This is a genomic window from Methylobacterium sp. Leaf125 (genome assembly GCF_001423085.1).
Lineage (GTDB): Bacteria > Pseudomonadota > Alphaproteobacteria > Rhizobiales > Beijerinckiaceae > Methylobacterium.
The window spans coordinates 222,296-248,360 of record NZ_LMNU01000001.1; the positions used below are offsets into that span (position 1 = coordinate 222,296).

23 protein-coding genes are annotated in these 26,065 nt (G+C 71.3%); 6 read left to right on the forward strand and 17 right to left on the reverse strand.

The window, feature by feature from the left end:
• Nucleotides 1–174: 174 nt before the first annotated feature.
• The 5 genes from ASF58_RS26610 to crcB form a co-directional block, all read right to left on the reverse strand.
• Complete coding sequence (locus ASF58_RS26610) at nucleotides 175–333, reverse strand: hypothetical protein (protein WP_200930155.1); 159 nt, start codon at nucleotides 331–333, stop codon at nucleotides 175–177.
• A 93-nt stretch (nucleotides 334–426) separates the two neighbouring features.
• Entirely contained in the window at nucleotides 427–753 is a 327-nt protein-coding gene (locus ASF58_RS00980) for a hypothetical protein (protein WP_055946289.1), read from the reverse strand.
• A 17-nt stretch (nucleotides 754–770) separates the two neighbouring features.
• Nucleotides 771–965 (reverse strand): hypothetical protein, encoded by a 195-nt coding sequence (locus tag ASF58_RS00985; protein ID WP_055946292.1) that lies wholly within the window; start codon nucleotides 963–965, stop codon nucleotides 771–773.
• A 211-nt stretch (nucleotides 966–1,176) separates the two neighbouring features.
• Nucleotides 1,177–1,614 carry an EamA family transporter gene (locus ASF58_RS00990; RefSeq protein ID WP_055948516.1) on the reverse strand — a complete coding sequence of 146 codons (438 nt, stop codon included), beginning with the start codon at nucleotides 1,612–1,614 and terminating at the stop codon, nucleotides 1,177–1,179.
• A 22-nt stretch (nucleotides 1,615–1,636) separates the two neighbouring features.
• Complete coding sequence (crcB, locus tag ASF58_RS00995) at nucleotides 1,637–2,005, reverse strand: fluoride efflux transporter CrcB (protein WP_055946296.1); 369 nt, start codon at nucleotides 2,003–2,005, stop codon at nucleotides 1,637–1,639.
• Nucleotides 2,006–2,405: 400 nt separating this feature from the next.
• Here crcB and ASF58_RS01000 point away from each other — a divergent pair, with 400 nt between their 5' ends.
• Nucleotides 2,406–3,521, forward strand: coding sequence for a DUF2778 domain-containing protein (locus ASF58_RS01000; protein WP_055946300.1), 1,116 nt, complete (start codon nucleotides 2,406–2,408; stop codon nucleotides 3,519–3,521).
• A 64-nt stretch (nucleotides 3,522–3,585) separates the two neighbouring features.
• Here ASF58_RS01000 and ASF58_RS01005 read toward each other — a convergent pair whose 3' ends face one another.
• Genes ASF58_RS01005 through ASF58_RS01015 form a run of 3 tightly spaced genes read right to left on the reverse strand, consistent with a single transcriptional unit; the run spans nucleotide 3,586 to nucleotide 7,398 of the window.
• Nucleotides 3,586–5,853, reverse strand: coding sequence for a xanthine dehydrogenase family protein molybdopterin-binding subunit (locus tag ASF58_RS01005; protein WP_055946303.1), 2,268 nt, complete (start codon nucleotides 5,851–5,853; stop codon nucleotides 3,586–3,588).
• A 10-nt stretch (nucleotides 5,854–5,863) separates the two neighbouring features.
• Entirely contained in the window at nucleotides 5,864–6,877 is a 1,014-nt protein-coding gene (locus tag ASF58_RS01010) for a xanthine dehydrogenase family protein subunit M (RefSeq protein WP_055946305.1), read from the reverse strand.
• Nucleotides 6,874–7,398: a (2Fe-2S)-binding protein gene (locus ASF58_RS01015; protein WP_055946308.1), complete on the reverse strand. Its 525-nt coding sequence runs from the start codon at nucleotides 7,396–7,398 to the stop codon at nucleotides 6,874–6,876. Before ASF58_RS01015 ends, ASF58_RS01010 begins: the two co-directional genes overlap by 4 nt.
• A gap of 433 nt (nucleotides 7,399–7,831) precedes the next feature.
• Here ASF58_RS01015 and ASF58_RS01020 point away from each other — a divergent pair, with 433 nt between their 5' ends.
• The 5 genes from ASF58_RS01020 (at nucleotide 7,832) to ASF58_RS01040 (ending at nucleotide 14,928) form a co-directional block, all read left to right on the forward strand.
• The gene (locus tag ASF58_RS01020) at nucleotides 7,832–9,226 is read left to right on the forward strand and encodes a M20/M25/M40 family metallo-hydrolase (RefSeq protein ID WP_055946310.1); all 1,395 of its coding nucleotides are present in this window, start codon (nucleotides 7,832–7,834) and stop codon (nucleotides 9,224–9,226) included.
• A gap of 191 nt (nucleotides 9,227–9,417) precedes the next feature.
• Nucleotides 9,418–10,125, forward strand: coding sequence for a hypothetical protein (locus tag ASF58_RS01025; protein ID WP_055946313.1), 708 nt, complete (start codon nucleotides 9,418–9,420; stop codon nucleotides 10,123–10,125).
• Nucleotides 10,122–12,026, forward strand: coding sequence for a glycosyltransferase (locus tag ASF58_RS01030; protein ID WP_348271563.1), 1,905 nt, complete (start codon nucleotides 10,122–10,124; stop codon nucleotides 12,024–12,026). Before ASF58_RS01025 ends, ASF58_RS01030 begins: the two co-directional genes overlap by 4 nt.
• Nucleotides 12,023–14,077 carry a glycosyltransferase gene (locus ASF58_RS01035; RefSeq protein ID WP_055946317.1) on the forward strand — a complete coding sequence of 685 codons (2,055 nt, stop codon included), beginning with the start codon at nucleotides 12,023–12,025 and terminating at the stop codon, nucleotides 14,075–14,077. Before ASF58_RS01030 ends, ASF58_RS01035 begins: the two co-directional genes overlap by 4 nt.
• Entirely contained in the window at nucleotides 14,074–14,928 is an 855-nt protein-coding gene (locus ASF58_RS01040) for a hypothetical protein (RefSeq protein WP_055946321.1), read from the forward strand. Before ASF58_RS01035 ends, ASF58_RS01040 begins: the two co-directional genes overlap by 4 nt.
• A 26-nt stretch (nucleotides 14,929–14,954) precedes the next feature.
• Here the strand turns inward: ASF58_RS01040 and bioD are convergent, their stop codons facing one another.
• From bioD to ileS, 9 genes are all read right to left on the reverse strand, one after another.
• Nucleotides 14,955–15,653: a dethiobiotin synthase gene (gene bioD / locus ASF58_RS01045; RefSeq protein WP_055946324.1), complete on the reverse strand. Its 699-nt coding sequence runs from the start codon at nucleotides 15,651–15,653 to the stop codon at nucleotides 14,955–14,957.
• A complete protein-coding gene (locus tag ASF58_RS01050) occupies nucleotides 15,650–16,423 on the reverse strand; it encodes a ferredoxin--NADP reductase (protein ID WP_055946326.1) in 774 nt (257 codons plus the stop codon). Before ASF58_RS01050 ends, bioD begins: the two co-directional genes overlap by 4 nt.
• Before the next feature lie 146 nt (nucleotides 16,424–16,569).
• Nucleotides 16,570–17,505: a ring-cleaving dioxygenase gene (locus ASF58_RS01055; protein ID WP_055946329.1), complete on the reverse strand. Its 936-nt coding sequence runs from the start codon at nucleotides 17,503–17,505 to the stop codon at nucleotides 16,570–16,572.
• A 103-nt stretch (nucleotides 17,506–17,608) separates the two neighbouring features.
• On the reverse strand, nucleotides 17,609–18,214 hold the full coding sequence (locus tag ASF58_RS01060; protein WP_055946332.1) for a HupE/UreJ family protein: 606 nt from the start codon (nucleotides 18,212–18,214) through the stop codon (nucleotides 17,609–17,611).
• Nucleotides 18,215–18,377: 163 nt separating this feature from the next.
• Nucleotides 18,378–19,676 carry a pitrilysin family protein gene (locus ASF58_RS01065; RefSeq protein WP_055946335.1) on the reverse strand — a complete coding sequence of 433 codons (1,299 nt, stop codon included), beginning with the start codon at nucleotides 19,674–19,676 and terminating at the stop codon, nucleotides 18,378–18,380.
• Between the two features lie 87 nt (nucleotides 19,677–19,763).
• Nucleotides 19,764–21,143 carry a pitrilysin family protein gene (locus tag ASF58_RS01070; RefSeq protein WP_055946338.1) on the reverse strand — a complete coding sequence of 460 codons (1,380 nt, stop codon included), beginning with the start codon at nucleotides 21,141–21,143 and terminating at the stop codon, nucleotides 19,764–19,766.
• Between the two features lie 155 nt (nucleotides 21,144–21,298).
• Nucleotides 21,299–21,934 carry a hypothetical protein gene (locus tag ASF58_RS01075; protein ID WP_055946341.1) on the reverse strand — a complete coding sequence of 212 codons (636 nt, stop codon included), beginning with the start codon at nucleotides 21,932–21,934 and terminating at the stop codon, nucleotides 21,299–21,301.
• 208 nt (nucleotides 21,935–22,142) lie between these two features.
• On the reverse strand, nucleotides 22,143–22,631 hold the full coding sequence (gene lspA, locus ASF58_RS01080) for a signal peptidase II (RefSeq protein ID WP_055946344.1): 489 nt from the start codon (nucleotides 22,629–22,631) through the stop codon (nucleotides 22,143–22,145).
• 123 nt (nucleotides 22,632–22,754) lie between these two features.
• Nucleotides 22,755–25,736 carry an isoleucine--tRNA ligase gene (gene ileS / locus ASF58_RS01085; RefSeq protein ID WP_055946346.1) on the reverse strand — a complete coding sequence of 994 codons (2,982 nt, stop codon included), beginning with the start codon at nucleotides 25,734–25,736 and terminating at the stop codon, nucleotides 22,755–22,757.
• Between the last annotated feature and the right edge of the window lie 329 nt (nucleotides 25,737–26,065).

Genomic DNA, 26,065 nt, shown 5'->3' on the forward strand with positions numbered 1-26,065 from the left:
GCACATCCCTTGGTGGACGTGCCCTCAACATGTCGGGATCGTGCAACGGCGTGCCCAGCGGCGCGCGTTGCATCTTGGACTGTTAAGTCGCGAGAGGCCGGAAGGGTTGCAGTCAAGAGGGCGGACCGATCATGAATCCTTGAGCGGGATTTCGGATGCGGCCCGGACCAGAGCTCAGGGCAGCGCCGAGACGGAGATCATCGGCAGGGTGACCGCCAACTGGGTCACGGCCGGGCGTGGCAGGGCACGGTCCGACAAGACCAGGGCACCGAGCCCGAGGACCAGACTGAGAGCCAGGAGGCTCGTCTCGATCCCGCGATAGAACCCGTCCATCTCACACTCCCCGCGCGCCAACGCGAGGCCGTCAGCGGGCTCGCGTCGGCCATGTTCGGCCCGGGAGTGTGAGGGAATCGTAACCGTGACGGCTCAAGCGCGTCCGAGGGGGATCATGCGCGCGAGATCGGGCTCGGGCGGCTGCATCAGGGCCGCCGCGAGGTTGGCCTCCAGCACGATGAGATCGCAATCGGGATCCGGCTCCCAGCCGCAACGGCAGCCCTGCGGCCCCTCATGGGCCTGCGCAACCTGCCGATAGAGGGCGCCGACGACGCGGGCCGCCACCTCCAGCGCCGAGAGGGCCGGCAGGGGCGCCCGGTTCAGGCTCTGCCAGAAGGCGCGGCGCAGGGCCTCGTCGAGATGGGCCTCGGGCGACGCGGGCTCGGCGCAGGCCGGCACGGGGTGGGGTGGGGCCTCCATCCGCTCGTCCTGCCCGCTCACGCCCGGGCTCCCGAAGTCCGGTCGGACGGGCGTTCCCGCCAGTGGGCCGGCACCAGGGCGGGATCCGTCTCCGGAGCGCCCGCCAGGGCGTCGATGAGATCGGCGAAGCGATGCAGCCGCAGGTCGAGGGCCGAGCCGTCCCACCAGGCGATCCGCAGAGCGCCGCGAAGCCAGTCCAGCATGCGTTCCATGATCCCGCTCTCCTCTCGCGATCAGCGTCGTTGAGAGAGGGTTTGAGAGCTTAGTCTCCGCTTGGCAAGCAATTCCCACAACATTGGAATTGATTGAATCTTGTACGCGGCGAACGATCTACTGTCTTCGATTTGGAAGAATTCCATGCGCTGGAAAAAACGGCGCGGTGGCGGGGGCTTGATCCTGCGACAGCGCGGTGCCGGGCGGTTCTCAGGCCCGGTAGGCCACCAGGATTGCCCCGGCCGCAATCAGGGCGACGCCGATCCAGTTCGGCAGGGTCAGGCTCTCGCCGAGGAGAATCACCCCGAGGATCGCCACGAGGACGACGCTGAGCTTGTCGAGGGGGGCCACCCGCGCCGCATCTCCGAGGGCGAGGGCCCGGAAGTAGCAGAGCCAGGAGGCGCCGGTGGCGAGGCCCGAGGCCACGAGGAAGCCGGCGCTGCGGCCCGGGATCGCCGCGAGGCCCGTCGCCTGCCCGGTGGCGAACAGGATCGCGCCGGTGAGGGCGAGGATCACCACGGTGCGGACGAAGGTCGCCACGTCGGGGGGCACGCCGGTGACGCCGACCTTCGCCAGGATGGCGGTCAGCGCGGCGAAGAAGGCCGAGAGCAGGGCCCAGAACCGCCAGGATTGCAGCAGCGCGCTCAGCATCACGACGGCCCGGCCGGTCTCACAGGATCATCCGCATGACCATGAGGCCGAGGAGCAGGCCGGCGAGACCGAGGACCACCGAGCCGAGAATGTAGATGATGGCCGCGGCCACCTCGCCGCGCTCCAACAGGAGGATGCCGTCGAGAGCATAGGACGAGAAGGTGGTGAAGCCGCCGAGCACGCCGGTGGCCAGGAACAGCCGCATCGGCTGGCTGCCGCTGCGCATGGCGTACCAGCCCGCCAGCACCCCCATCAGGATCGAGCCCAGGATGTTGATGCCCATCGTGCCGTAGGGAAAGGCCGTGCCGAAGCGCAGGGCGGCGAGCCCGACGCCGTGCCGGGCCATGCCGCCGAGGCCGGCCCCGAGAAAGACGATGAGAAACCCCATGGCGGGTACGATCCCCCTGCAGCCGGCCGCCAGCCCGGCCCGGCGCTCAGGATACGCAGAAACTTCGAGCGGTTCGCCGTCGGGGCCCGGCTTGCCCCCGAGGTCCACAGGGCACGGACGGGATTTCGTGCCGGCGGCGGGCAGATCCGTGTCGCTCCGCCCCGCCGACGACCGTGGACGGAGGCTCCCGGCCGGCGCTGAACCACGTGGCGCAAGATTTCTGCACAAGATGCGTCGCGGTTTATCTGGGATTAACCAAGCTGCGGCTGAATAGGGTCAGTTAAGGTTGATGTTTTCCTAACGGGCACCTTCCGCCGCTCTCGTCTTCGCTTAACCTTCTCTTGAGGTCTGCGGCGATGGGCTGTGCCAGTTCGGGAACTGCGTATCCGAGTTCGCCCGCATGAACGACGCTGTGTACCCGTCCGGCCGCCGCCTCCGCCGCCGTCGCCGGCCCCACGGGCCGATGCTCCTGCGGACCTCCGCGGTGGCGTTCCTCTGCGCCGCCTTCCCGCACCTGACCGCGCCGGACGCACCCGTCCCGGCCGGCCCGGGACGGGCGGTGCTCGCGACCGCACCTGCGCCGAGCGCCTCCGCCTGGATGCTCGATCCGGTGCCGGTCCTGGGCTCCGCAGCCCGGGGGCTGGCCCAGGCGGCCCCGCTCAGCGCCGCCCTGCTGCCCGCCGCGGGTGCCGCCCGGACGCGGCTGGCGACGGCGACGCCGCGCCCCGCGCCGGTCCCGGTTGCTCCGGCCGCTCCGGCCGCCAGCCCGGTCCGGATCGCGCAGGCGCTGCCCCAGACCATCCCGCTGCCGGTGCCGCGCCCGGCCGGCCTCGTGGCCCAGGCCGAGCCGGCCCGCCTCGCGCTCCGCGCGGCGCCCGCCCTGCGCGCCCTGGCCACCCGCCGGACCCAGGTCGCCCGCGCGAGCGCCGATGCCGCGGCCGAGCGCTCCTTCTTCGACACGGTGTTCGGAACGCGCTCCGCACCGGAGCCCGAGGCGGAGCCGCGGACCACCCTCGCCTACGCGGCGGTGGATCCCAGCGTCGATCCGGGTCCGCGCCGGGTGATCGAGAGCAGCCCGGTGGTCGGCGCCGGCACGGCCGTCTACGACATCACCGCCCGCACCGTGACCCTGCCCAGCGGCGAGCGGCTCGAGGCCCATTCCGGCCTCGGCGAGAGCATGGACAACCCGCGCCACGTCCACCGCCGGATGCGCGGCTCGACCCCGCCGGGCACCTACGAGCTCACCGAGCGCGAGGCGCTGTTCCACGGCGTCCGGGCGATCCGCCTCAACCCGGTGGGCGGCAGCGCGGCGATCCACGGCCGCGACGGCATCCTGGCCCACACCTACATGCTGGGCCCCAGCGGCGCCTCGAACGGCTGCGTCTCGTTCCGCGACTACAACCGCTTCCTCCAGGCCTTCCTCCGCGGCGAGGTCCGCCGCCTCGTCGTGGTCGCCGGGCGCGGCGATGCAGGCCCGACCTTCGCCGAGCGCCTGTTCGGCCGCGCCACGCGCTAAACAGAAGAGCCGCGCGCCCGGACGGGCACGCGGCTCTCAAGACATCAAGACCGGCGGCGCGGGATCAGCCGATGATCTTGTCGCAGATGATCTTGTCGATGGTGATCGGCAACGTGCGGATGCGCTTGCCGGTGGCGTGGAACACCGCGTTGGCCACCGCCGCCGCCGTGCCGACGATGCCGATCTCGCCCAGGCCCTTCACGCCCATCGGATTGGCCGTGTCGTCCTCGTCCACGAAGATCACGTCGATGTCGTGGATGTCGGCGTGCACCGGCACGTGGTACTCGCCGAGATTGTGGTTCATGAACCGGCCGATGGTGTGGTCGAGCATGGACTCTTCCTCCAGCGCCGAGCCGATGCCCATCACCACGCCTCCGAGGATCTGGCTGCGCGCCGTCTTGGTGTTGATGATCTTGCCCGCCGCGATCGCCGAGACGACGCGGGTGACGCGCACCACGCCGAGGTCCTCGTCGACCTTCACCTCGGCGAAGATGGCCGAGTGGGTGTAGCCGGCGAATTCCTGGGAGTGATTGGAATCCGGGCCGGCCGAGCCGGTGGCCTCGATCTTGTCCATCCCCGCCTTCGCCATCACCTCCGTGAGGGCGATGCTGCGGGACGGGTCGCCCGCCACGGAGATGCGCCCCTCCTTGAAGACCGCGCGGTCGAAATCGACGTTGGCCAGCGGCGAATCGTCGAGGCCGCGGGCCAGGGTGAAGACCTGGGCGGCGATGTCGCGGCAGGCCTTCATCACCGCCGTGCCCGAGGAGGCCGCGGTCCAGGAGCCGCCGGCGATCGGCGCGTCGGCGAGCTTCGAGTCGCCGAGCTTCGTCGTCACGTCCGACATCGGAACGCCCAGGGCGTCGGCGGCGATCTGGGTCAGGATCGTGTAGGTGCCGGTGCCGATGTCGCCGGTCTGGTTGCCGACCACGAGCTTGCCGTCGGCGGTGAGGGTCGCCTGGGCGCTGGACTGCTGCATCAGGGCCTCCCAGATGCCGGTGGCCATGCCCCAGCCCACGAACTCGCGCCCCTCCTTCATGGAGCGCGGCTCCGGGTTGCGGGTCGACCAGCCGAAGCGCTCGGCGCCCTGGGCATAGGCCGCCCGCAGGGACTTGGAACTGAACGGCTTGTCCTGGGTCCGGTCCTTCTCGGCATAGTTCCGCAGGCGCAGGTCGATCGGGTCCTGGCCGGTCTCGTGGGCGAGCTCGTCCATGGCGATCTCGAGGGCGAACACGCCCGTCACCGCGCCCGGCGCGCGCATGTCGGAGGGGGTGTAGGTGTCGATCTTGGCGAGCCGGTAGTCGAGGGCGACGTTCGGGCAATCGTAGAGGATGCCCGACCAGTTCACGACCACCTCCTGGTAGTCCTCGAAGCCGGAGGTGCCGGAGATCGCCTCGTGCCGGACGGAGGTCAGCGCACCGTCGGCCTCCGCCCCGAGGGCGATGGTCTGGCGCACGTCGGGCCGGTAGCCGAAGGTGAACATCTGGTCGCGGGTCAGGGTCACCCGCACCGAGCGCTCCAGCTCCCGCGCCGCCATGACGGCGAGGAAGAGCTGGTATTGCGGGCGAAGCCCCGAGCCGAAGCCGCCGCCGAGATAGGGGTTGAGGACGTGGACGTCGTCCTTCTTCATCCCGAACACGCCGGTGATGTAGCCGAGGCTGTTCGAGACGCCCTGGATCTTGTCGTAGACGGTGAGCTTGCCGCCGCCTTCCCAGACCACGGTCGAGGCGTGGGGCTCCATCGGGTTATGGTGCTCGACGGCCATATGGTAGTGGTTGGTGAGCTGGACCGGGGCGGCCTTGTAGGCGCCGTCCGCATCGCCCCAGGGCGCCGGCGGCGGCTTGATGCCGGACCGCTTCTTCGGCGGCACGTAGGCCACATCCTCCAGGGTCCGCAGATCGGTGGTCGGCGTCTCGGCCTCGTAGGTGAGCTTCACCAGCGAGGCGGCGTAGCGCGCCGTGCCGAAATCCTCCGCCACCACCAGGGCCACGGGCTGGCCGCTGTAATGGACCTTGTCGTCGTAGAGCGGCCGGAAGGGCGAGCCCGGAGGCGCGACCTGGTCCTGGTAATTGTAGTCGAGCCAGGCGGTGCGCGGCCGGTTCTCGTGGGTGAAGACCTTGACGACGCCCGGCACCGCCTCGGCGGCGGCGGTGTCGATGGAGAGGATGCGGCCGCGGGCGATGCCGCTCGAGACCACGTAGCCGTGGGTCAGGTCGGGGGCGGCGAACTCGCCGGCGTACTTCGCCTGGCCGGTGACCTTGGCCGGGCCGTCGACGCGGCTCTGGGCGGTCCCGACATAGGTGTCGGTGCCTGAGGTGCTGATGCTGTGGGCCATGGGGGTTCCTTCAGGCGATGCGCTTGTCGGACTGCGACTGGGGCGTGCCGGCGGCGGCCTGGGCGAGGCCGCGGGCGATGGCGCGCCGCGCGAGTTCGATCTTGAACGCGTTCTCGGATTGGGGCTGTGCCTCGGCCACGACGATCTCGGCGGCCGCCGCGAAGGTCTCGGCGGTGGCGGGCTTCCCGATCAGGGAGGCCTCGGCATCGCGGTTGCGCCAGGGCTTGTGGGCCACGCCGCCCAGGGCGAAGCGCGCGGTCCGGATGGTGTCGCCGTCGAGCTTGATCACCGCCGCCACCGAGACGAGGGCGAAGGCGTAGGAGAGCCGGTCGCGCAGCTTCAGGTAGGTGTGGTGGGCACCGAAATCCTCGTCGGGCAGGTCGACCGAGAGCACGATCTCGTCCGCCGCCAGGGTGGTGTCCCGCTCAGGGGTGTCGCCCGGCAGACGGTGGAAGTCGGCGAAGGGAATCGTGCGCTCGCCCCCCGGGCCGGCGACCCGGACCGTCGCCTCCAGGGCGGCCAGCGCCACGCACATGTCGGAGGGGTGGGTGGCGATGCAGGACGGGCTCGTCCCGAAGATGGCGTGGATGCGGTTGACCCCGCCGATGGCGGCGCAGCCGGTGCCGGGCTCGCGCTTGTTGCAGGGGGTGGCGTCGTCGTAGAAATAGTAGCAGCGGGTGCGCTGCAGGAGGTTGCCGCCCGTGGTGGCGGCGTTGCGCAGCTGGCCCGAGGCGCCGGCCAGGATCGCGCTCGACAGCAGCGGATACCGCGCCTTGACCCGGTCGTCGTAGGCCACGGTCGAATTCGTTACCAGGGCGCCGAGGCTGAGGCCGCCATCGCGCGCCTCGATCCGGTCGAGGGGCAGGCGGGTGATGTCGACGAGGCGCTCGGGCCGCTCGACGTTGTACTTCATCAGGTCGACGAGATTGGTGCCTCCGGCGATGAAGCGGGCCTGGGTGCCGGACGCGACGGCGCGGACCGCCTCGTCGACGGTGGTCGGGCGGACGTAATCGAAGCGGTTCATTTCGCGGCTCCCGCGTGCATCACGTCCTCGATGGCGTCGACGATGTTGGTGTAGGCGCCGCAGCGGCAGATGTTGCCGCTCATCGCCTCCCGGATCTCGTCCCGCGACTGGGCATGGCCCTCGGAGAGCATGCCCACCGCCGAGCAGAGCTGGCCGGGCGTGCAGTAGCCGCACTGGAAGGCGTCGTGCTCGACGAAGGCCGCCTGAAGCGGGTGCAGCCCGTCAGCTCCGGCCAAGCCCTGCGCTCCGGCCAAGCCCTCGACCGTGGTGATGCTGGCTCCATCCTTCATCACCGCCAGCGTCAGGCAGGAATTGATGCGCGTGCCGTTCACCAGCACCGTGCAGGCGCCGCACTGGCCGTGGTCGCAGCCCTTCTTGGTGCCGGTGAGGTCGAGGTCCTCCCGCAGGAGGTCGAGGAGTGTGGTCCAGGGGGCGACCTGAAGCGTCCGGCTCTCGCCATTGATCGTCAGGGTGATGCCAAGGGTGTTGGCAGCATGGCTGGAGCCGCTTTCGATGAGCATGGCGGTATCCGTGGCTTGCGCGGCGCGAAAGGCGCGACGCCGCTGGTGTTCGGAAAAAACTCGCAGGGGCGGCGGCGGGGGAAAACCATCCGCCCCGTCCCGGTCCACTCGATAACAGTTCCAAAAAGCTGGTGTTCCCGCCGGGTATCCCTGCGCCGGGTTCACGTTTGACGGGAGCACCACTTGGCGACCCGATCCCGTGGCCGCGCCTCGGACCGATGCGGGGCCGCCGCGGTCGCCCGCCCGGAGGCCGCTCGGAGGCCGCCCGCGCCGGGGGCCGGCTGTCGGCCGCCCCTTCCCGATCACCCACCGGCCCGCCGTGACGGTCCCCTGGTTGCTTGGCGCGGGCGCGTTGCGCTAACCCGGTGGCGCCACGTGTGCCGCCGCCTGTGCCGCCACGCGCCTGAGCCACTCGCCTGATCAAGGACGCCCGATGACCGCGCTCGCCCCCGTTCTCAACGACATCGACCGCGACCTCGACAACGCCCTGGAGCGGCTCTTCGCCTTCCTGCGCATCCCCTCGATCTCCACCGATCCGGCCTTCGCCCCCCAGTGCCGCGAGGCCGCGAGCTGGCTCGCCGGCACCCTGACGGCCCTGGGCTTCGAGACCGGGATCCACGAGACCTCCCTGCACCCGGTGGTGCTGGCCCATGCGCCGAAGCCCGGCACCCCGCACGTGCTGTTCTACGGGCACTACGACGTGCAGCCGGTCGACCCCCTGCATCTCTGGGAGACGCCCCCCTTCGAGCCGCGCCTCGCCACCGATGCCGCCGGGAAGCAGAAGATCGTCGGGCGCGGCGCCTCGGACGACAAGGGCCAGGTGATGACCTTCGTCGAGGCCTGCCGGGCCTTCAAGGCGATGGAGGGCGAGCTCCCCTGCGGCGTCACCCTCCTGATCGAGGGCGCCGAGGAGAACGGCTCGCAGGGGCTGCCCGAATGGGTCGCGGCCAACCGCGACAAGCTCGGCGCCGACATCGTCCTCGTCTGCGACACCAGCATGTGGAATCCGACCACGCCCGCCATCACCACCTCCCTGCGCGGCCTCGCGTATTTCGAGGTGAAGGTGACCTGCGCCGACCGCGACCTGCATTCGGGCTTCTTCGGCGGCGCGGCGCGCAACCCGATCCACGTCCTGTCCAAGATCATCGCCGACCTGCACGACGCCGACGGAAAGGTCGCGCTGCCGGGCTTCTACGAGGGCGTGCGCGAGACGCCGCCGGAGGTGCTGGAGCAGTGGCGCGGCCTCGACTTCACGGCGGAGACGTTCCTCGGACCCATCGGCCTGTCGGAGCCGGCCGGCGAGCGCGGCCGCATGCTGATTGAGCTGATCCAGTCGCGTCCCGCCTGCGACGTCAACGGCATCATCGGCGGCTATACCGGCGAGGGCACCAAGACGGTGATCGCCGGCCAAGCCAGCGCCAAGGTCTCGTTCCGCCTCGTCGACGACCAGGACCCCGAGCAGCTCGCCCGCACCTTCGAGGCCTTCGTGCGCGCGCGCATCCCGGCCGACTGCGCGGTGGAGGTGATCTGCTACAAGGGCAGCCGCGCCATCAGCCTGCCCTTCGACATGCCGGAGCTGGAGACCGCCCGCGCCGCCCTGGCCGAGGAATGGGGCGTGCCCGCCGTGACCATCGGCGCCGGCGGCTCGATCCCGATCGTGGGCGACTTCAAGCGCCTCCTCGACCGCAACACGCTGCTGATCGGCTTCGGCCTGGACGACGACCGCATCCACTCGCCCAACGAGAAGTACGACCTCAACAGCTTCCACAAGGGCACCCGCTCCTGGGCTCGCATCCTGGCGGCCTTCGGGGCGCAGCGGGCCGGCTGAGCGGCCCCGTCGTCTCCCGTGGCGCGCGGCTTCGCACCCTGGCGCCTCGCCGATCCCTTCCGGAGCCTGCGCCGATCCCTTGGGGGCACGCGCGTGACGACACGCCACCCTCTCCCGGAAAGAGAGGGTTGGGGTGACTTTCGACCGTTCGAGATCCGCGGATTCACGCTCCGCTCGAGTCCCAAGGCCGCATGACCGCCCCTCCCGACCATCCAGCCCCCCGCGAAGCCCGCCTGTTCGCGGCCGGCCACGGCGTGCTGGTCTGCCGCTATCCGGTGGCCACCGATCTGCCGATTCCCCTCGCGGTCCCGGAGCCGCCGGGCCTGCGCCTGCTCAGCTGGACCTTCACCGGCTTCGGCGGCCCTGAGTCCGATCCCGCCGGGCTCCTCGTCCTGCAGGACGGGGCGGCGGCCCTGGCGGAGGGCGGCGTCCTGACCCTGGAGACGCATTTTCGCGACCAGGCGATCGCCTGTCCGAAGCCCCGACCCGTGGCGGAGCTGGCGCGCCCCGCGCGCGCCGCCCTCGGGGAGGCGGTGCTGGCCGCGGTGATGCCGGACACCCTCGACGCCCTGGCGACGCTGTTCCCGCTCCTGGCGCCCGCCGTCGCGGAGAGTCCGGTGCCCGAGACGGCGCCCCGCCTCGCCCTCGCGGGCGACGATGCGCACCGGGCCACGCTTTCGGGCTCCACGGTGCCGAACTACCTGCTGCTGCGGGCCGGCAGCACCTGGAGCTGCGCCCGGGTGGCGACGGCCGAGCTCCGCTTCGGCCCCGCCCCCGAGATCGACCTCACCCTGGCGCCGGCCTGGGGCAACCCCCGCGGGGCGACCGTCGAGACCGCCTTCCTCCTCGGTCCCGGCACCGTCACGCCGGCCCGTCTTCGCCGCGAGGGCGGACGGTGAGCGGCCCGGCGATCCTCGTGGTGGCGCCGATGCCGGCGTTTCCGACCAGCGCCGGCAACCGGCGCCGGCTGCTCACCACCTGCGCCGCCCTGCAGCGCGGCGGGTACGCGGTCGACCTCGCCTATTATGCCCATGAGGACCAGATCTACCGCCGCTTCGGGCAGCACCCGCCCACCGACGAGGCCGCGGCGGCGGGCCTGTTCCGGCACACCTTCCGGATCGAGCCGCCGGCGACCATCCCGCTCACCACCCGGTCGCGGTGCTTTTCCATCGACGACTGGTGCCCCGAGGCCGTCGGCGCCTTCGTGTCCTGGTACGGGAAGGCCTATCCCGAGACCGGCGCGATCCTGATGAACTACGTCTTCCTGTCGCGCGCCCTGGAGGCGGCGCCTCCGGGCGTGCTGACGCTCATCGACACGCACGACCGCTTCGCCGACCGGCAGCGCCAATACCGGCCGTTCCGGGCCGAGCCGAACTTCTTCTACACCGATCGGGCGGGCGAGGCGGCGGGCCTCGCCCGGGCCGACATCGTGCTGGCGATCCAGTCCGAGGAGGCGGCCTATTTCCGGACGATCACCGACCGCCGGGTTCACCTGCTGCCGCCGCGCTTTCCCGCCCGCCGGCCTTTCACCGCCCCGACCCGGGTCAGGCGGATCGGCTTCCTCGGCCACGGCAACGATCCGAACCTGTTCTCCATCCGGCGCTTCGCCGCGGCCTGGAGTGAGGGCTGGACCCCGGCCCGTCCCGAACTCGTCATCGCGGGGGAGATCAGCAACAGCCTCGGCCCGACCGCGGGGCCCGGTATTCACTTCGCCGGCTACCTGCCAGACCTGGAGGACTTCTACGACGGCGTCGACCTCGTGGTGGCGCCCATCCTCATGGGCAGCGGCCTGAAGATGAAGGTCGCCGAGGCCCTGTCCTTCGGCAAGCCCGTGATCGGCACCGCCCTCGGTTTCGAGGGCTTCGACCCCGTCGTGCCGGCCCATCGCCTGGACACCGCCGAGGCGGTGAAGACGCAGGTGCTGGCCCTGGCCTCGGACGCGGCCGAACTCACCGCGCTCACCCGAGCCTGCGCGGATCTGTTTGCCGGCTACAACGCGCGTGCGGAGGAGGCGGAAACCGCTTTGCTGGCAATGCTCTCTGTTTCAGACGGGAAACCATCAGGGGCCGATGCGCCGGCTATCCGCCCGGCAGCCACCGACCCGGATCGGCTCGTCACCGCCCTGGCGAGCGGACGCCTCACCTGCGAAACCTCCCTGCGGTCCGACCTGCGCAACGATCCCGACCTCGGCCTCCTGGTCGCCACCGAGCGCGTCGCCCCGCCGGGCGCCGAACCCTACACCCCCGCCCGCCGGCGCTGGTTCGCCCGGGCGGAGGCCGCGCAGACCGGGCACAGACCGGACGTGGCCGGGTCCGCGGATGCCGGCCTGGCCGGGCTCCGGCTCGCCCTCTCGCCGGAATGGGTCCGCGACCGGCGCCTGCCCCCGCCCCTCCGGGCGGAGCTCGCGGCGCAGCTGGCGGACGTCGCGGCGGATTGGGATGCCCAGGCGGTCCGCGTCGGCACCGCCGAAGACGAGACGACCCTGGCCCTGACGCTGCCGCGTCACCTCGCGTTCGGGACGCATCCCCACGCGGTCTTCCGGATCGGCACGCCGACGCGCGAGATCACCCTCGGACGTGTCACGCTTTTGAATACCAGCCGGATTTCGGTGTATTCCAGCCCGTATATCAGTGCGTATGCCAGCGCCCGCGCGGACCTCCCGGGGGCGCCGGCGGCCGTGACCTTCGCGGGGCTCGGGGCGGGCACGGCGGCGTCCACGATCCTGGTCCTGCACGACGATCTCATCGGCCGCATCACCGTCCTGCCCGACCCTCTGCCGAGCCCGGAGCCCCTTCCATGATGGCGGCCCCCGACATCCTCGACGCCCCGGCAGGCCGGAAGGCGGCCCTGGTCGAGGCCGCCCTGATCTGGAACGCGTTGTTTCTCAACGACGTCCGCATCGCGTTCCGGCCGGAGGCCACGCCCGTGATCTCGGTCGTGATCGTCTCGCGCGGAGCCCGACACCTGCTGGCCTGGACCCTGGCGAAGCTCGCCGGGCACCAGGCCTTCGCCGGGCCGGCATTCGAGGTGATCCTGGTCGACAACGCCTCCGATGCCGAGACACGGGCCCTGTTCGGGCGCATCGACGGCGCCCGGATCCGCCTCAATCCGGAGAATGCCGGCTTCGGTCCCGCCTGCAACCAAGGGGCCGCCGAGGCCCGCGGCCGCTACGTGCTGTTCCTCAATCCCGACATCGACCTGATGCCCGGCGCCCTCGCGGCCCTGGTTCGCACCTTCGCGGAATCCGACGAAATCGGCATCGTCGGTGGGCGGCTGGTGTTCCCCGGCGGCATCCTGCAGGAGGCCGGGGCCGGCTTCCAGGACGACCCGCAGCTGACCCATCCGGCCGGCCGCGGCGGTCTCGATCCCTTCGCGCCGGAGGCCTCCTACGTCCGCGACGCGGGCTACGTCTCCGGCGCCCTGCTGATGATCGAGGCCCGGCTGTTCACGGATCTCGGCGGCTTCGACGACCGCTTCGCGCCGGCCTATTTCGAGGACACCGACCTCTGCGCGCGCTGCCAGCAGGCGGGGCGGCGGGTCGTCTACCAGCCCCGGGCCCTGGCGATCCACGTGGAGAGCGGCACCAGCGTCCGGCGTGCCGACGTCGAGGCGCTCCTCGATCGCAACCGGGTCCGCTTCCGCGAGCGGCACGGCCCCTGGCTCTTCGGGCAGGGACCGCGGCGCACGGGCTTCGGCCCCCGCGACGACGCCCCCTTCGCCCTGCGCGTCCTCTACGTCGACGACCGGGCCCCGCATCAGGATCTCGGAGCCGGGCTGCCGCGGGCCAACACCATCGTCAACGCGATGGCGGACCTCGGCTACGCCGTGACGGTGTGCTCGGTCTATGGCGAGCGCGAGGAGCCGGCGACGACCTACCGCGATCTCTCGGACCGGATCGAAGTCATCGAGCCCTGCGGACGGGAAGGCTTCCGGCGCCTCGTCACCGAGCGGGCCGGGGTCTACGACGTGCTCTGGGTCAGCCGGCCACCGCATATCCGCATGGTGTGCGAGGTCCTGGCGGATCTGGGCCTGACCCCGCGGGAGGTCGGCCGCGCCCGCGTGGTGTTCGATTCCGAATCCCTCTACGCCCTGCGCGAGTTCGTCGTCGATGCCCTCAAGGGCCGGCCGGCGCCGGGGCCGGCCCTCGCCCGGGCGACCGCCCTGGAGCTGCGGACCATCGCGGCGGCCGACCGGGTGGTCTGCGTCTCCCCGGCCGACGCGCGCCTGCTGCGCCGGGCCGGGGTCGCGGATCCGGTGGTCCTCGGCCACGTCCAGGCGCCCCATCCGAACCCGCCCGGCTTCGCCGCCCGCTCGGGGTTCGTCTTCATCGGGTCCCTCGCCCGCGAAGGCGAGCCGAACATCGATTCCCTCGACTGGTTCTTCGGGCAGGCTTGGGACGCCCTGCGGGCGCTCCTGCCGGAGGCCCACGTCACCATCATCGGTGCGGTCGCGCCCTCCATCGCCGAGCGGCTGACCCGGCCCGGCGTCACCGTCCTCGGTCGCCTCGACGAGATCGGCCCCGTCCTCGATGCCGCCCGCGTCGCCCTTGCCCCCACGCGCTTCGCCGCCGGCCTCCCGCACAAGGTGCTGGAGACCGTCGCGCGCGGCCTGCCGAGCGTCATCACCCCGGTCCTGGCCGGACAGATGGGCTGGCCCGACGGCACCGGATACCGGGTCCATGACTGGCACGATCCCCGGGGCTTCGCCGAGACGCTGGCGCATCTCCACGCGGACGCGGCCGCCTGGACGCAGGTGCAGCGCGCCGGTCTCGCCCAGGTCGGCCGCGAGGAGGACCCCGAGGCCTACCGCGCCGTCCTGCGTCGGTTGTGCGAGGCGCCGACCTTCCCATGACACGCAGCCCGACGTTCCACGCCGTCCGCCTCGCGACGCCCCTGATCCGCCGGGTGATCCTCGGCCGTGTGCCCCGCCTGTTCGACGCGGCCTATTACCGGACGAACAACCCGGACGTGGCCCGCTCCGGCATCGACCCGTTCCTGCACTATGTCTGGCGCGGCGCGGCGCAGGACCGCGATCCCAGCGCCGATTTCGACACCGCCTTCTACCGGCGCCAGAGCGGCGCGACCCGCCTCGACCCGGTGCGGCATTACCTGCGCGCCGGTGCCAAGGCCGGCCTCGACCCGAACCCCGCCTTCAGCACCCTGATGTACGTGGCGCGCTACCCCGATGTCGGCCTGGCGGGGATCAACCCCCTGGTGCATTACCGCCAGGACGGGCGGGCGGAGGGCCGCGTCGCCGCCCCCTCCGCCTCGCAGCCGGAGGAATGGGTGCCCTTCCAGGGGGTCCGCGAAGCCCAGCGCTGGGCTTATCCGGCGCAAGCCTCGCCTCGCTTCGCCCTGACCCTGAGGCGCGACGTGCCGGTCTCGGCCTGCCCCAGCGTCCTGCCTCGGCTCTGCCTCGTGCTGACCCTCGATGGGAACGAGATCGACGGACTGGTGCAGAGCTTCGACGCCTTCCCGGACTCCGCCGCCGACGCGCTCACCCTCGCGATCGACACCGCCCTGCGCCCCCATCCGCCCCGCCCCACCCTGGTCCTCGCCCTCGAGCAGTGCTTCCACGGGCCGGGCCCCGGGGGCACGGTCCTGCTGCGCTACGCGGAGGCGCGGATCTGGGACGTGCTGCCGGAGCGCCCGCACGTGCTCCGGCTCTGCCCGGCCGGAGCGCTCGCGCTTCGGGTGCTCTGAGGCGCCTCCGGCGAGACTGCCGGCGTTCAGGCGGCGGAGGCCGGGCGCACGAGATCCGCGAGGTCGACCGGGCAGTCGCCGTTGCGGGCGATGACGATCACCGGCACGGCCTGGTGCCGGGCGATGGCCCTCGCCACGAAATCGGGCGGGGTCGGCGCGTCGGGGCTGGCGCAGACGACGATCCCCAGCAGGGGAACGCCGTGCGCCTGCAGGGTCTCGGCCGCCGTGAGGGCATGGCTGATCGCGCCGAGATAGGAGCCGGAGACGAGGAGGGCCGGCAGGCGCAGGGCCTTGAGCCAGTCAAGGCCGGTCGCCTCCCCCGTCACCGGGCTCATCACGCCGCCGACCCCCTCGATCAGCAACGTGGTGTCGGGCGGCGTGGCCGCGATCTCTCGCCGGCACCAGCCGACGAGGTCGTCCAGGGCCAGGGTCCGACCCTCGCGGGTCGCGGCGAGATCCGGGCTCAAGGGGGCGGTGAAGCGCCAGGGCGAGCAGGCGGCGACCGTCTCGGGCGTCGTCGCCAGGCCCTGCGCCGCGAGCAGGCGTCCGGTGTCGCTCTCCGCGAAATCCGCGGCATCGAGGGGCGGGACGCCGCTCGCCAGGGGCTTGAGGGTCCGCACGCCGCGGCCCAGGGCGCGCAGCCGCCGCGTCAGCGCGGCGGTGACGTAGGTCTTGCCGATCTCGGTCCCGGCGCCGGCGACGAAGACGGCGCGCGTGCCGCTCACTTCTCGACGAAGGCCTTCTCGATGACGTAGTGGCCGGCCTCGCCGTGATTGCCCTCCTCGTAGCCGCCCTCGGTCAGCAGCTGGCGGGTGTCGCGGATCATGTCGGGCGAGCCGCAGAGCATGAAGCGGTCGTTCTCCACCGACATCGGCGGCAGGCCGATATCCTCGAACAGCTTGCCCGAGGTCATCAGGTCGGTGATACGGCCGCGGTTGCGGAAGGGCTCACGGGTCACGGTCGGGTAGTAGATCAGCCCGGCGCTGATCACCTCGCCGAGAAACTCGTGGTTCGGCAGATCCTGGGTGATGGTCTCGCCGTAGGCGAGCTCCTGCACCTGGCGGCAGCCATGGACGAGGACGACCTTCTCGAAGCGCTCGTAGGTCTCCGGATCCTTGATGATCGACATGAAGGGCGCGAGGCCGGTGCCGGTGCCCAGGAGGTAGAGGTTCTTGCCCGGCATCAGGTTGTCGAGCACCAGGGTGCCGGTGGGCTTCTTGCCGACGATGATCGGGTCGCCGACCTTGAGGTGCTGCAGCTTCGAGGTGAGCGGGCCGTTCGGCACCTTGATCGAGAAGAACTCCAGTTCCTCCTCGTAATTGGCCGAGACGACGCTGTAGGCGCGCAGCAGCGGCCGGCCCTCGACCTCGAGGCCCATCATCACGAACTCGCCGTTGCGGAAGCGGAAGGCGGGATCGCGGGTGGTGCGGAAGGAGAACAGCGTGTCGGTCCAGTGATGGACACTCAGCACACGCTCCTCGTTGAACTTGCTCATCGACGGTCCGTCTCGAATTTCGCTCGAATCTCGAAGCTTTGCGTGGGGTCTTCTCGCACCTGCGGTAGGCCCGTCAAGGCGGCGCGCGTACGCAGGCACACGCGCGTGCAGTGGCTTGGAATCGTTCTTAATTCTGCCCCGGCCCGTCAGAGGGGCTTCAGGCCGGCCTCGATCTCCGCGCGGCGGGGTTCGAGGAAGGGCGGCAGGGCCAGGCGCTCGCCCAGGGTCTCCATCGGCTCGTCGGTGGCGAAGCCCGGCCCGTCGGTGGCGATCTCGAACAGGATTCCGTTGGGTTCTCGGAAGTACAGGCTGCGGAAATAGTAACGGTCCACCGGGCCGCTGGAGGGCATGCGCCGCTGCTGGAGGCGATCGGCCCAGGCCGCATAGTCGGTGTCCGGGATGCGGAAGGCGACGTGGTGCACGGCCCCGGCGCCCTGACGGGCGGGGGACAGCTTCGGTTCGGCCACGAGGTGGAGTTCGGCGGCGGGGCCGCCCGCACCCATGCGATAGACGCGTACCTCGCCCTCGGGAAGCTCATAGTTCCGATCGTGATTCATGCCGAGGATCTCGGTGAGCACGGCCTCGGTCCGCTCGATCTGCGCCACGCTGAGGCGGATCGGCCCGAGACCCCGGATCTGATGCGCCGCCGGTACGGGGCTCTGCGCCCAGGGATGGGCCTCGCCGGCGCCCCCGTCCTCCAGCAGCATCAGGCGCTGACCCTCGCCATCCTCGAAATCCAGGGTGAGGCGCCCGTCGCGCTCCACCGGCACCGCATGGCTTACGCCCTGCCGGGCGAAGTGCTCGCGCCACCAGTCGATCGCGGCGGCGCCCGCAACGCGCAGGCCGGTGCGGCTGATGCTGTTGGTGCCGCGCCGCTCGCGCGGCGCCGGCCAATCGAAGAAGGTCACGTCGGTGCCGGGCGAGGCGAGACCGTCGGCGTAGAACAGGTGGTAGGCCGAGACGTCGTCCTGGTTCACCGTCTTCTTCACCAGCCGGAGGCCGAGGACCCGGGTGTAGAAGGCCAGGTTGTCGGCCGCCTGGGCGGTGATGGCGGTGAGGTGGTGGATTCCGGCGAGTTGCATCGGCTGATCCCTGAGCGACGGGCGGACCCGTCAGATGGGGCGGCCTGTCCGAAAACGAAACGGCCCCCGGGAGGGGGCCGTTCGACGACGTCGGGTGGGGCGCTCAGAAGGCGCCGGCGAGAAGACCGAGGCCTGCGAGCGCGAGGCCCGCGCCGGTCACCCGCAGGGCAGTGAAGCTCTGCACGAGCCGCCCGGCCGAGAGGCCGAGACCGAGGCCCACCGCGTGCAGGAGGGCGGTCGCCCCGAGGAAACCGAGACCGTAGGCGAGGCCCGAGCCGGTCTCCGGCATCTCGGCGCCGTGGGCATGCCCATGGAACACCGCGAAGGCGCCCACGAGGGCCATGGCGGCGGCGACCGGCAGGGCCGGACGCAGGGCCAAGGCGGCACCGAGCACCACCACCGAGAGGGCGATCCCGATCTCGACGAAGTGCAGCCCGATGCCGGCGACCCCGAGGGCGCCGCCGACGGCCATCATGCCGAGGAAGGACAGGGGGACGAGCACCAGGGCGCGTCCGCCGATGCGGACCGCGATCAGGCCCACCGCCACCATGGCGAGGACGTGGTCGAGGCCGCCGAGGGGATGGAGGAAGCCCTGGGTCAGGCCGGCGGCGGGCGCGTGACCGGGATGGGCCAGGGCCGGCGTCGCGGCGAGGCCCATCGCCGTCACGAGGGCGAGGCGGGCCGGCAGGGAGGCGAGGCGTGATGTCATCCGGACTGTCCCGAGCTTGAAAACCAGCGGTGCAGCATCGTCGCCGCCCCGGCGGAAACTAGCAACCGTCGTGCCCGCGGACAGGCCCGAGACACCGCAGCCGGGCGCGGCGGTTCGTCCACGGGCCCCGGACACCCGGGCGCCCCCGAACGTTCGTGATCCGTCAGACGTCCGTGGGACGGCCGGCGGCGACCACCAGCATCTTCCCGTCCGCGAAGGTGCGGGCCCCGGCGCGGCGGATGTCGGCCTGGGTCACGTTGGCCACCAGATCGTTGCGGCGGGCGATGTAGTCCATGCCCAGGCCCTCGAAGGCGATCTGCACGAGCTGGTGCGCGATCTTGGTCGAGGTGTCGAAGCCCAGTGCGTAGGAGCCGGTCAGGTAGTCCTTGGCCTTCTGCAGCTCCTCGTCGGAGGGGCCGTCCGTGACAAGGCGGCCGATCTCCTCGCCGATCACCGACAGGGCCTCGCCGACGCGCTCGTTCTTGGTGGCGGTGTAGCCCCAGGTCATCGAGGCGGCACGGTGGCTGACCAGGGACGTGCCCACCGAATAGGCGAGGCCGCGCTTCTCGCGCACCTCCTGGAACAGGCGGGAGGTGAAGGAACCGCCGCCCAGGATGTGGTTCAGGACGTAGGCCGGGATGAAGTCCGGGTCGCACCACGGAACGCCGTTCATGCCGAAACGGATCACCGATTGCGGCACGTCGAGATCGACCACGTGGCGCGCGCCGATGTTCTGCATCCGGGTCTGGGGCACCGCCGTGAGGGGGGTGGCCATGTCGAGCTTGCCGAACGCCCGGTCCAGGCTCTCCGCCAGGCGGGCGGCGTCGATGGCGCCCACCGCCGCGACCTTGACGGCCCCGCGCCCGATGATCTGGCGATGCATCGTCACGAGGTCGTCGCGGGTGATCGCCGCGATGCTCTCGGGTGTCCCGGAGGACGGGCGGGCATAGGGATGCCCGGCATAGGCCTCGGCGAAGAAGCGGCGCGAGGCCATCACGCCCGGATCGTTCTGCTGGTAGCGCAGGCCGGCCAGGGTCTGGGCCCGGACCCGCTCGATGGCGTCGGGGTCGAGGCGGGGCTTGGCCAGGGCCAGGGCCAGGAGGTCGATCGCCTCGTCGGCATGCTTGACCAGCATCTTGAGGGAGCCGCCCAGCGCGTCGGAGCCGGCATGGAAGGAGAGTTCGATGGCCCTGGCGGCGAGGCGCTCCTGGAAGGCGTCGGAGGTGAGGTCGCCAGCCCCCTCGTCGAGGAGGCGGGCGAGCATCTGGGCCACGCCGGCCTTGCCCTCCGGGTCCTGGGCCGCGCCGCCCTCGAAGGTGAAGGCCAGGGCGATCAGCGGCACCACCGGGGATTCGACGTGCCACGCCTCGATGCCGGGAGCGACCGCGACGGGAACCGCCTGGGTCGGCGAGGTCGCGGAGCGGGTGGCGGGGTCGAGCAGGTCGGTGGTGGCCACGGTCATGGGAACCTCATGCTGTGCGCGAGGCGCGGCGGCAGGAGCCGCGGCCTCTCGAATTGCGTGGCCCGGCCGTGAGGCCGGGAGCGGCCTTCAGGCCGCGTCGGCCTCGCGGGCCTTGGTCAGGTAGCCGGTGACGGATCGGGAGGGCGACAGGTAGCGCTCGGCCACGGCCACGAGCCGCGCCTTCGTCACCCCCTCGATGTCGGAGGGCCAGCGACGGACCTCCTCGATGCTCTCGCCGATGGCCAGCGCCGAGCCGTAGATGCGGGCGAGCGAGGACTGGCTGTCGGACGAATAGACCGTCTCGGCCACGAGCCGGGTCTTGGCCCGCTCGATCGCCTCGGGCTCCAGGGCCTCGGAGGGGACACGGCGCAGGACGCGGTCGACCTCCTCCTCCAGCTTTTCCAGGCTGACCCCCTCGGCGGGGATCGCGTAGACGGAGAAGCGGGTGTCGTCGATGGCCGAGCCCATGTACCAGGCGCCGGCATTCACCGCGACGCCGAGCTCCATCACCAGCTTGCGATACAGGTAGGAGGTGGAGCCGCCGCCCATGACTTCGGCCAGCAGCTCGAGGGCGTGGCACTCGCCGTCCCGCGCGGTGATGCAGGAGGGGGTGAGGTAGAGCCGCTGCAGGGTCGGCTGCTCGACCTTCGGATCGGCCACGGCGAGGCGGCGGAGCGCCCGGGGCTCCGGCTCCTTGGCGCGGATGCGCACGGGCCGGGCGCCCTGCGGGGTGACGCGGCCGTAGGTGTCGTCGGCCATGCGGCGGACGTCGTCCGGGGTCACGTCGCCCGCCACCACCAGGATGGCGTTCTCGGGCGTGTAGAAGCGCTTGTAGTAGTCGAGGGCGTGGGTGCGGTTCAGCTCCTCGATCTCGTGCATCCAGCCGATGATCGGCGTGCCATAGGGATGATGCACGAACAGGGAGGCGGCCATCGCCTCGGAGAGCTGCGCCGAGGGGTCGGTCTCGACCCGCATGCGGCGCTCCTCAAGCACCACGTCGCGCTCGGGCGCCACCACGGCGTCGTCGAGGACGAGGCCGGTCATGCGGTCCGCCTCGAACTCCATCATGGTCCGGAGGTGATCGCGGGCGACGCGCTGGAAATAGGCGGTGTAGTCGTAGGAGGTGAAGGCGTTCTCCTGGCCGCCGAGGCCCGAGACGGCCTTCGAGAAGGCGCCGATCGGGTGCCGCTCGGTGCCCTTGAACATCAGGTGCTCGAGGAAGTGGGCGATGCCCGACTGGCCCAGCGGATCATCGGCCGAGCCGTTGCGGTACCACACCATGTGGGTGACGACCGGAGCCCGGTGATCGGGCACGACCACGACGTCGAGGCCGTTGTCGAGGGCGAAGGCACTGACCTCGGGGCCGCCCGCCTCGGAACGCCCGAAGGGCGCGGCCTCGGCCCGGCCCGCGCTGGCATGGCCGCGCGCGGGTCCGAAGAGGGGCATGTCCTTCCTGAACAGGTGCATCGAAGCTCTTCCTTCCGCGGCCGGCCGCTCGCGAGGGCCGTCCGTCATGTTGGCATTGCGCCGGCTCCGCGCCACGGGGGTGCGGCGGAGGGGCAGGAAACGGGTCCGCGTGCGGTGACTCGCCGCCCCTGCGGCACCGGGCCGGACCCCGGGGTTCAGTTCGCGGAGCGCGCGCGCACGTAGGCGCCCGGATCGGACTCCTCACGCTCGCGATAGGGGTTGTTCACGGGGTCGCCGTTGGTCTTGGCGACCTTGCGCGGCGGCTTGCGGTAGCCGGTGGGCGGATCGGTGAGGACGTCGCGGTCCGGCTCGACCTGCGACGGCTCCGCGACCTCGGCGGAACGCAGGCCGAAGGGGTTCGACCAGAAGGAATTGCGATCGTCGTTCTCGCCCTCGGGCCGGCCCGGCTCGGTACGGCCCTGGGCGCTCGCGCGGCGGCCTCCGCGCATCTCGTCGATGGAGAGCGTCATGTTGTTGTCGTTCATCCGGCCCTGGGCGCCGCGGACGATCGGCTTCCGGGCCTCCTCGCGCTCCCGCTCCCGCTGGACGACCTCCGGATCCTTCGGCCACTGCGCCGAGGCTTCGGGCTGGCGCGGCGGCGGCAGCGACTTGCCGTCGAGCTTGGGCGGCATCACCAGGGGGGCACGCTCGCGGTAGGTGATCGCGGGCTTCTCGGGTTCGATCAGGCCGATGCTGCTGAGCGTGTCGCGCATGAACACGCCCTGCTGCGCCTGAGCGCTCCCGGCGGTCAGGATGCCTGCCACCACCAGCAAAGCCCGATGTCCGATCATGCTGTCCCCGCTCTCCGCCCGGTTGTGGGCCCCGGTTCCCCGAGCCCGGATGATCGCCTTGTGCCGCGATCTTGATCCGACCTCCTCGGCCTGACCCCGGTTTCAGGCGATCGTATGGCGCCTTGACCGCACTGCACCAGCCCAGCCGGCACAACGATCCCGGTTGTGGTTTACGGACCACAGGTCCGACGGAAACGACGGCGGAGCCTCAGAGCTCGGAACCGGTGCTCCGGGGGGCGGGCCGCAGGCTGTCGAGGATGAGGCCGACGACGCCCGCGACGATGGCCGCATCGGCGATGTTGAAGACGTACCAGGACCAGCTGCGCCAGTGCAGGTGCACGAAGTCGAACACCGCGCCGTAGGCCGCGCGGTCGATGGCATTGCCGAGGGCGCCGCCCGCAACGAGCCCGAGGGCCACGGCCAGCAGGCGCGAGTCCGCCCGTCGCATCCAGAGCGACAGGCCCAGGGCCGCGAGGCAGGACACCCCCACCAGCACCCAGCGGCCGATCCCGCCCTCCTGCTGGAACATCCCGTAGGAGACGCCCCGGTTCCACACCACGAGGAACTCGGCGAAGGGCGCGATCCGCCAGGGCTGCGTCAGCACCAGATCGGTGCCGAGATAGAGCCAGAGCTTCGAGGCCTGGTCGATGACCAGGGTGACGAGGAGCGCAACGAGGCCCAGGCGGGAGGGGGTCATGCGGGGGAAGTTGTCATGCGGGAGAAGGGGTCATGCGGGAGAGACCGTCATGCGGGAGAACCTCGCGCGCAGGGATGGGGCCTCCCCCCCCGGAAGGGGGGAAGGCAGGGGGCGGCGCCTGCGTCAGGCGGCGTTCGTGCCGGCATGCGCCGCGTCCCACTCGCGCAGGGCGCGGGCGTCGCGGGGCGTCACGTCGGGATAGTCCGGGTCGCTGCCGACCTCGGGCGTGACCCGCCAGGAGCGGGCGCATTTGCGGCCCTCGGCCGGGGCCGGCACCACGGCGACACCCCGCACGTCGTCGAGGCGGAACGCCTCGCTCGGGCCCTCGCCCGTCACGATGCGGAGGGCGGAGGTGATGCAGATATCGGCGAAGTCGACCCCCTCGACCACGGACCGCAGCTCCGCATCCGCGACGTAGACGGTGGGGGCCGCCTCCAGGCTCGCCCCGATGCGCTTGGCCGTCCGCTCGATCTCCAGGGCCCCGGTCACGACCCGGCGTACGCGACGGATCGTCTGCCAGCGGGCCGCGAGGGCGTCGTCCCGCCAGGCGGTGGGCGTCTCCGGCAGGGTCTGGAGGTGGACCGAGCCGGTCTCCGACGGGTAGCGGTCGAGCCAGGCTTCCTCCGCCGTGAAGGCCAGCACGGGCGCGAGCCAGATCGTGACCCGGCGGAAGGTCTCGTCGATGACCTGGAGGGCGGCGCGGCGCACCGGCGACGAGGCCGGGTCGCAGTAGAGCACGTCCTTGCGCACGTCGAAGTAGAACGCCGAGAGGTCGCCGGTCATGAAGCCGTTGAGGAGCGCCACCACCCGCTTGGTGTCGAAGGTGGCGTAGGCCTCGCGGATCTCGCCGTCGAGTTCGGACAACCGGTGCCGGATCAGCCGCTCCAGTTCGGGCAGCTCCGCGTGCGGGATCTCGGTGCCGGGCTCGAAATGCGCCAGCGATCCCAGCATCCAGCGCACCGAGTTGCGCAGCTTGCGGTAGGTCTCCGCGAAGGTCTTGATGATCTCCGGGCCGATGCGCAGGTCGTCCGCGTAATCGGAGGCCGCCACCCACAGGCGCAGGATATCGGCGCCAGAATCCTTGATGACGTTCTGCGGCGCGACGACGTTGCCCTTCGACTTCGACATCTTCAGGCCCTTGGGATCGAGAACGAACCCGTGGGTGAGGACGATGTCGTAGGGGGCGCGGCCGCGGGTGCCGGCGGATTCGAGCAGGGACGACTGGAACCAGCCGCGATGCTGGTCCGATCCTTCCAGGTACATCACCGTGTCGGTCCCGCCGTCGCGCTTGCGCGCGACGCCGGACAGGCCGGGGAACTGCTCGGGATCATCCAGCACGAAGGCGTGGGTCGAGCCGGAATCGAACCAGACGTCGAGGACGTCCGTGACCTTTTCGTAGTCCGCCGGATCGTAGTCGGGCGCCAGAAAGCGGGCACCGTCGGCATCCGTGAACCAGGCATCGGCCCCCTCGGCCTTGAAGGCGGCCTCGATGCGGGCGTTCACCGCCGCATCGCGCAAGACCTCGTGGGTGCCGCGCTTGACGAAGACGGTGATCGGCACGCCCCAGGCGCGCTGGCGCGACACCACCCAGTCGGGCCGGTTGGCGACCATGCCGTTGATGCGGTTCTTGCCCTGCGGGGGCACCCACTGGGTCTCGTCGATCGCCTTCAGCGCCACGTCCCGCAGGGTCTTCTCGCCGAGGGACGCGACCGGCCTGTCGAGGGCGATGAACCATTGCGGCGTGTTGCGGAAGATGACCGGCTTCTTCGAGCGCCAGGAATGCGGGTAGCTGTGCTTGAGCGTGCCGCGCGCCACCAGGGTGCCGGCCTCCGTGAGGGCGGCGATGACCGCCTTGTTGGCGTCGCCCTTCTCGCCCTTGTGGTTCAGAACGAGTTTTCCCGTGAAACCGGGAGCCTCCTCGGTCAGCGCACCGTCGGCATCCACGGTGTAGGGGATGCGGGTCTCGATGCCGCGCTGGGCGAGAGCCCGGCCGTTGGCCATCCAGACCTCGAAATCCTCGCGGCCATGGCTCGGGGCCGTGTGGACGAAGCCGGTGCCGGCCTCGTCGGTGACATGCTCGCCGTCGAGGAGCGGAACGGCGAAGTCGTAGCCGGGCAGGTGGCCGGCGAGCGGATGGCTCAGGGTCAGGCCGGCGAGTTCGGCCGGCGCGACGTCACGCAGCCGCTCGAAAGCCTCGACCCGGGCGCTCGCGAAGACCGAAGCCGCCAGGGCATCGGCGAGGAGGTAGCGGTCGCCGACCTTGGCCCAGTTGTCCTCCGCCGCGGCGGTGACGCGATAGAGCCCGTAGGCAACCTTCCGCGAATAGGCCACCGCCCGGTTGGCCGGCATCGTCCAGGGCGTGGTGGTCCAGATCACGACCCGGGCCGTCTCGAGGGCCTCCGTCGCCCCGCCGGTGATCCGGAAGGCGGCGAAGATCGCGTCGCTGACGACGTCCTCGTACTCGACCTCGGCCTCGGCCAGGGCCGTCTTCTCCACCACCGACCACATCACCGGCTTCGAGCCGCGATAGAGCTGGCCCGTCATCGCGAAGGTCATGAGTTCGCGGGCGATCGCGGCCTCGGCCGGGAACGACATGGTGACGTAGGGGTGGTCCCAGTCGCCGGTGACGCCGAGGCGCTTGAACTCCCCGCGCTGCACGTCGAGCCAATGGGCCGCGAAGGTCCGGCATTCCTGGCGGAACTCGATGACCGGCACGTCGTCCTTGTTGCGGCCCTTGGCGCGGTACTGCTCCTCGATCTTCCACTCGATGGGCAGGCCATGGCAGTCCCAGCCCGGCACGTAGTTGGCGTCGTAGCCGAGGGTGCCCTGCGCGCGGACGATGACGTCCTTGAGGATCTTGTTCAGCGCCGTGCCGATGTGGATGTTGCCGTTGGCGTAGGGGGGGCCGTCATGCAGCACGAATTTCGGCCGGCCGGCGGCCTGAGCCCGGATCTGGCCGTAGAGCCCGGTGGCGGCCCAGCGCTCCAGCAGCAGGGGCTCGCGCACCGGCAGGCCGGCCCGCATCGGGAAGTCGGTTTGGGGCAGGAACAGGGTCTTCGAGTAATCGCGCGCGGCGGCCGCGGCGGGAGAGGTCTGGTCGCTCATGGGCTGTCTGTGAGGTCTTCGGCGCGGGTCGGCGTTGAGGCGTTCGGCGGGCAGGACTGCCGCCGGGGCCGGCGGAATGGAGGCGAGACATCGCCCTCCCGGCCTTCGCATCGGTCCGCCGCGGCGGCCCTCAGGCGCAGGCCGGGCTCATAATTCGGGGCCGGGACGCGCTCGGCACGCCGAACCGCCCGCGTGGATCACCATCAACGCACATTCGGCGGCTTCTAGCAGCGGTGCAGGCGCGAGACCAGCGAGCTTTCCGCCACCGGCACACCGCGGGACGTTTCGAGGGGACCTTTTTCAAGCTCGGCCGTTGTCCCGCACGCGTT

Coding starts and splice junctions, on each gene's coding strand:
- ASF58_RS01000 (WP_055946300.1), top strand. CDS start 2,406: ATGAACGACGCTGTGTACCCGTCCGGCCGCCGCCTCCGCCGCCGTCGC.
- ileS (WP_055946346.1), bottom strand. CDS start 25,736: ATGAGCGACCAGACCTCTCCCGCCGCGGCCGCCGCGCGCGATTACTCG.
- crcB (WP_055946296.1), bottom strand. CDS start 2,005: ATGGGGTTTCTCATCGTCTTTCTCGGGGCCGGCCTCGGCGGCATGGCC.
- ASF58_RS00980 (WP_055946289.1), bottom strand. CDS start 753: ATGGAGGCCCCACCCCACCCCGTGCCGGCCTGCGCCGAGCCCGCGTCG.
- ASF58_RS01070 (WP_055946338.1), bottom strand. CDS start 21,143: ATGCACCTGTTCAGGAAGGACATGCCCCTCTTCGGACCCGCGCGCGGC.
- ASF58_RS26610 (WP_200930155.1), bottom strand. CDS start 333: ATGGACGGGTTCTATCGCGGGATCGAGACGAGCCTCCTGGCTCTCAGT.
- ASF58_RS01020 (WP_055946310.1), top strand. CDS start 7,832: ATGACCGCGCTCGCCCCCGTTCTCAACGACATCGACCGCGACCTCGAC.
- lspA (WP_055946344.1), bottom strand. CDS start 22,631: ATGACCCCCTCCCGCCTGGGCCTCGTTGCGCTCCTCGTCACCCTGGTC.
- ASF58_RS01010 (WP_055946305.1), bottom strand. CDS start 6,877: ATGAACCGCTTCGATTACGTCCGCCCGACCACCGTCGACGAGGCGGTC.
- ASF58_RS00985 (WP_055946292.1), bottom strand. CDS start 965: ATGGAACGCATGCTGGACTGGCTTCGCGGCGCTCTGCGGATCGCCTGG.
- ASF58_RS01065 (WP_055946335.1), bottom strand. CDS start 19,676: ATGACCGTGGCCACCACCGACCTGCTCGACCCCGCCACCCGCTCCGCG.
- ASF58_RS01040 (WP_055946321.1), top strand. CDS start 14,074: ATGACACGCAGCCCGACGTTCCACGCCGTCCGCCTCGCGACGCCCCTG.
- ASF58_RS01015 (WP_055946308.1), bottom strand. CDS start 7,398: ATGCTCATCGAAAGCGGCTCCAGCCATGCTGCCAACACCCTTGGCATC.
- ASF58_RS01050 (WP_055946326.1), bottom strand. CDS start 16,423: ATGAGCAAGTTCAACGAGGAGCGTGTGCTGAGTGTCCATCACTGGACC.
- ASF58_RS01025 (WP_055946313.1), top strand. CDS start 9,418: ATGACCGCCCCTCCCGACCATCCAGCCCCCCGCGAAGCCCGCCTGTTC.
- ASF58_RS01005 (WP_055946303.1), bottom strand. CDS start 5,853: ATGGCCCACAGCATCAGCACCTCAGGCACCGACACCTATGTCGGGACC.
- ASF58_RS01060 (WP_055946332.1), bottom strand. CDS start 18,214: ATGACATCACGCCTCGCCTCCCTGCCGGCCCGCCTCGCCCTCGTGACG.
- ASF58_RS01035 (WP_055946317.1), top strand. CDS start 12,023: ATGATGGCGGCCCCCGACATCCTCGACGCCCCGGCAGGCCGGAAGGCG.
- ASF58_RS01055 (WP_055946329.1), bottom strand. CDS start 17,505: ATGCAACTCGCCGGAATCCACCACCTCACCGCCATCACCGCCCAGGCG.
- ASF58_RS01075 (WP_055946341.1), bottom strand. CDS start 21,934: ATGATCGGACATCGGGCTTTGCTGGTGGTGGCAGGCATCCTGACCGCC.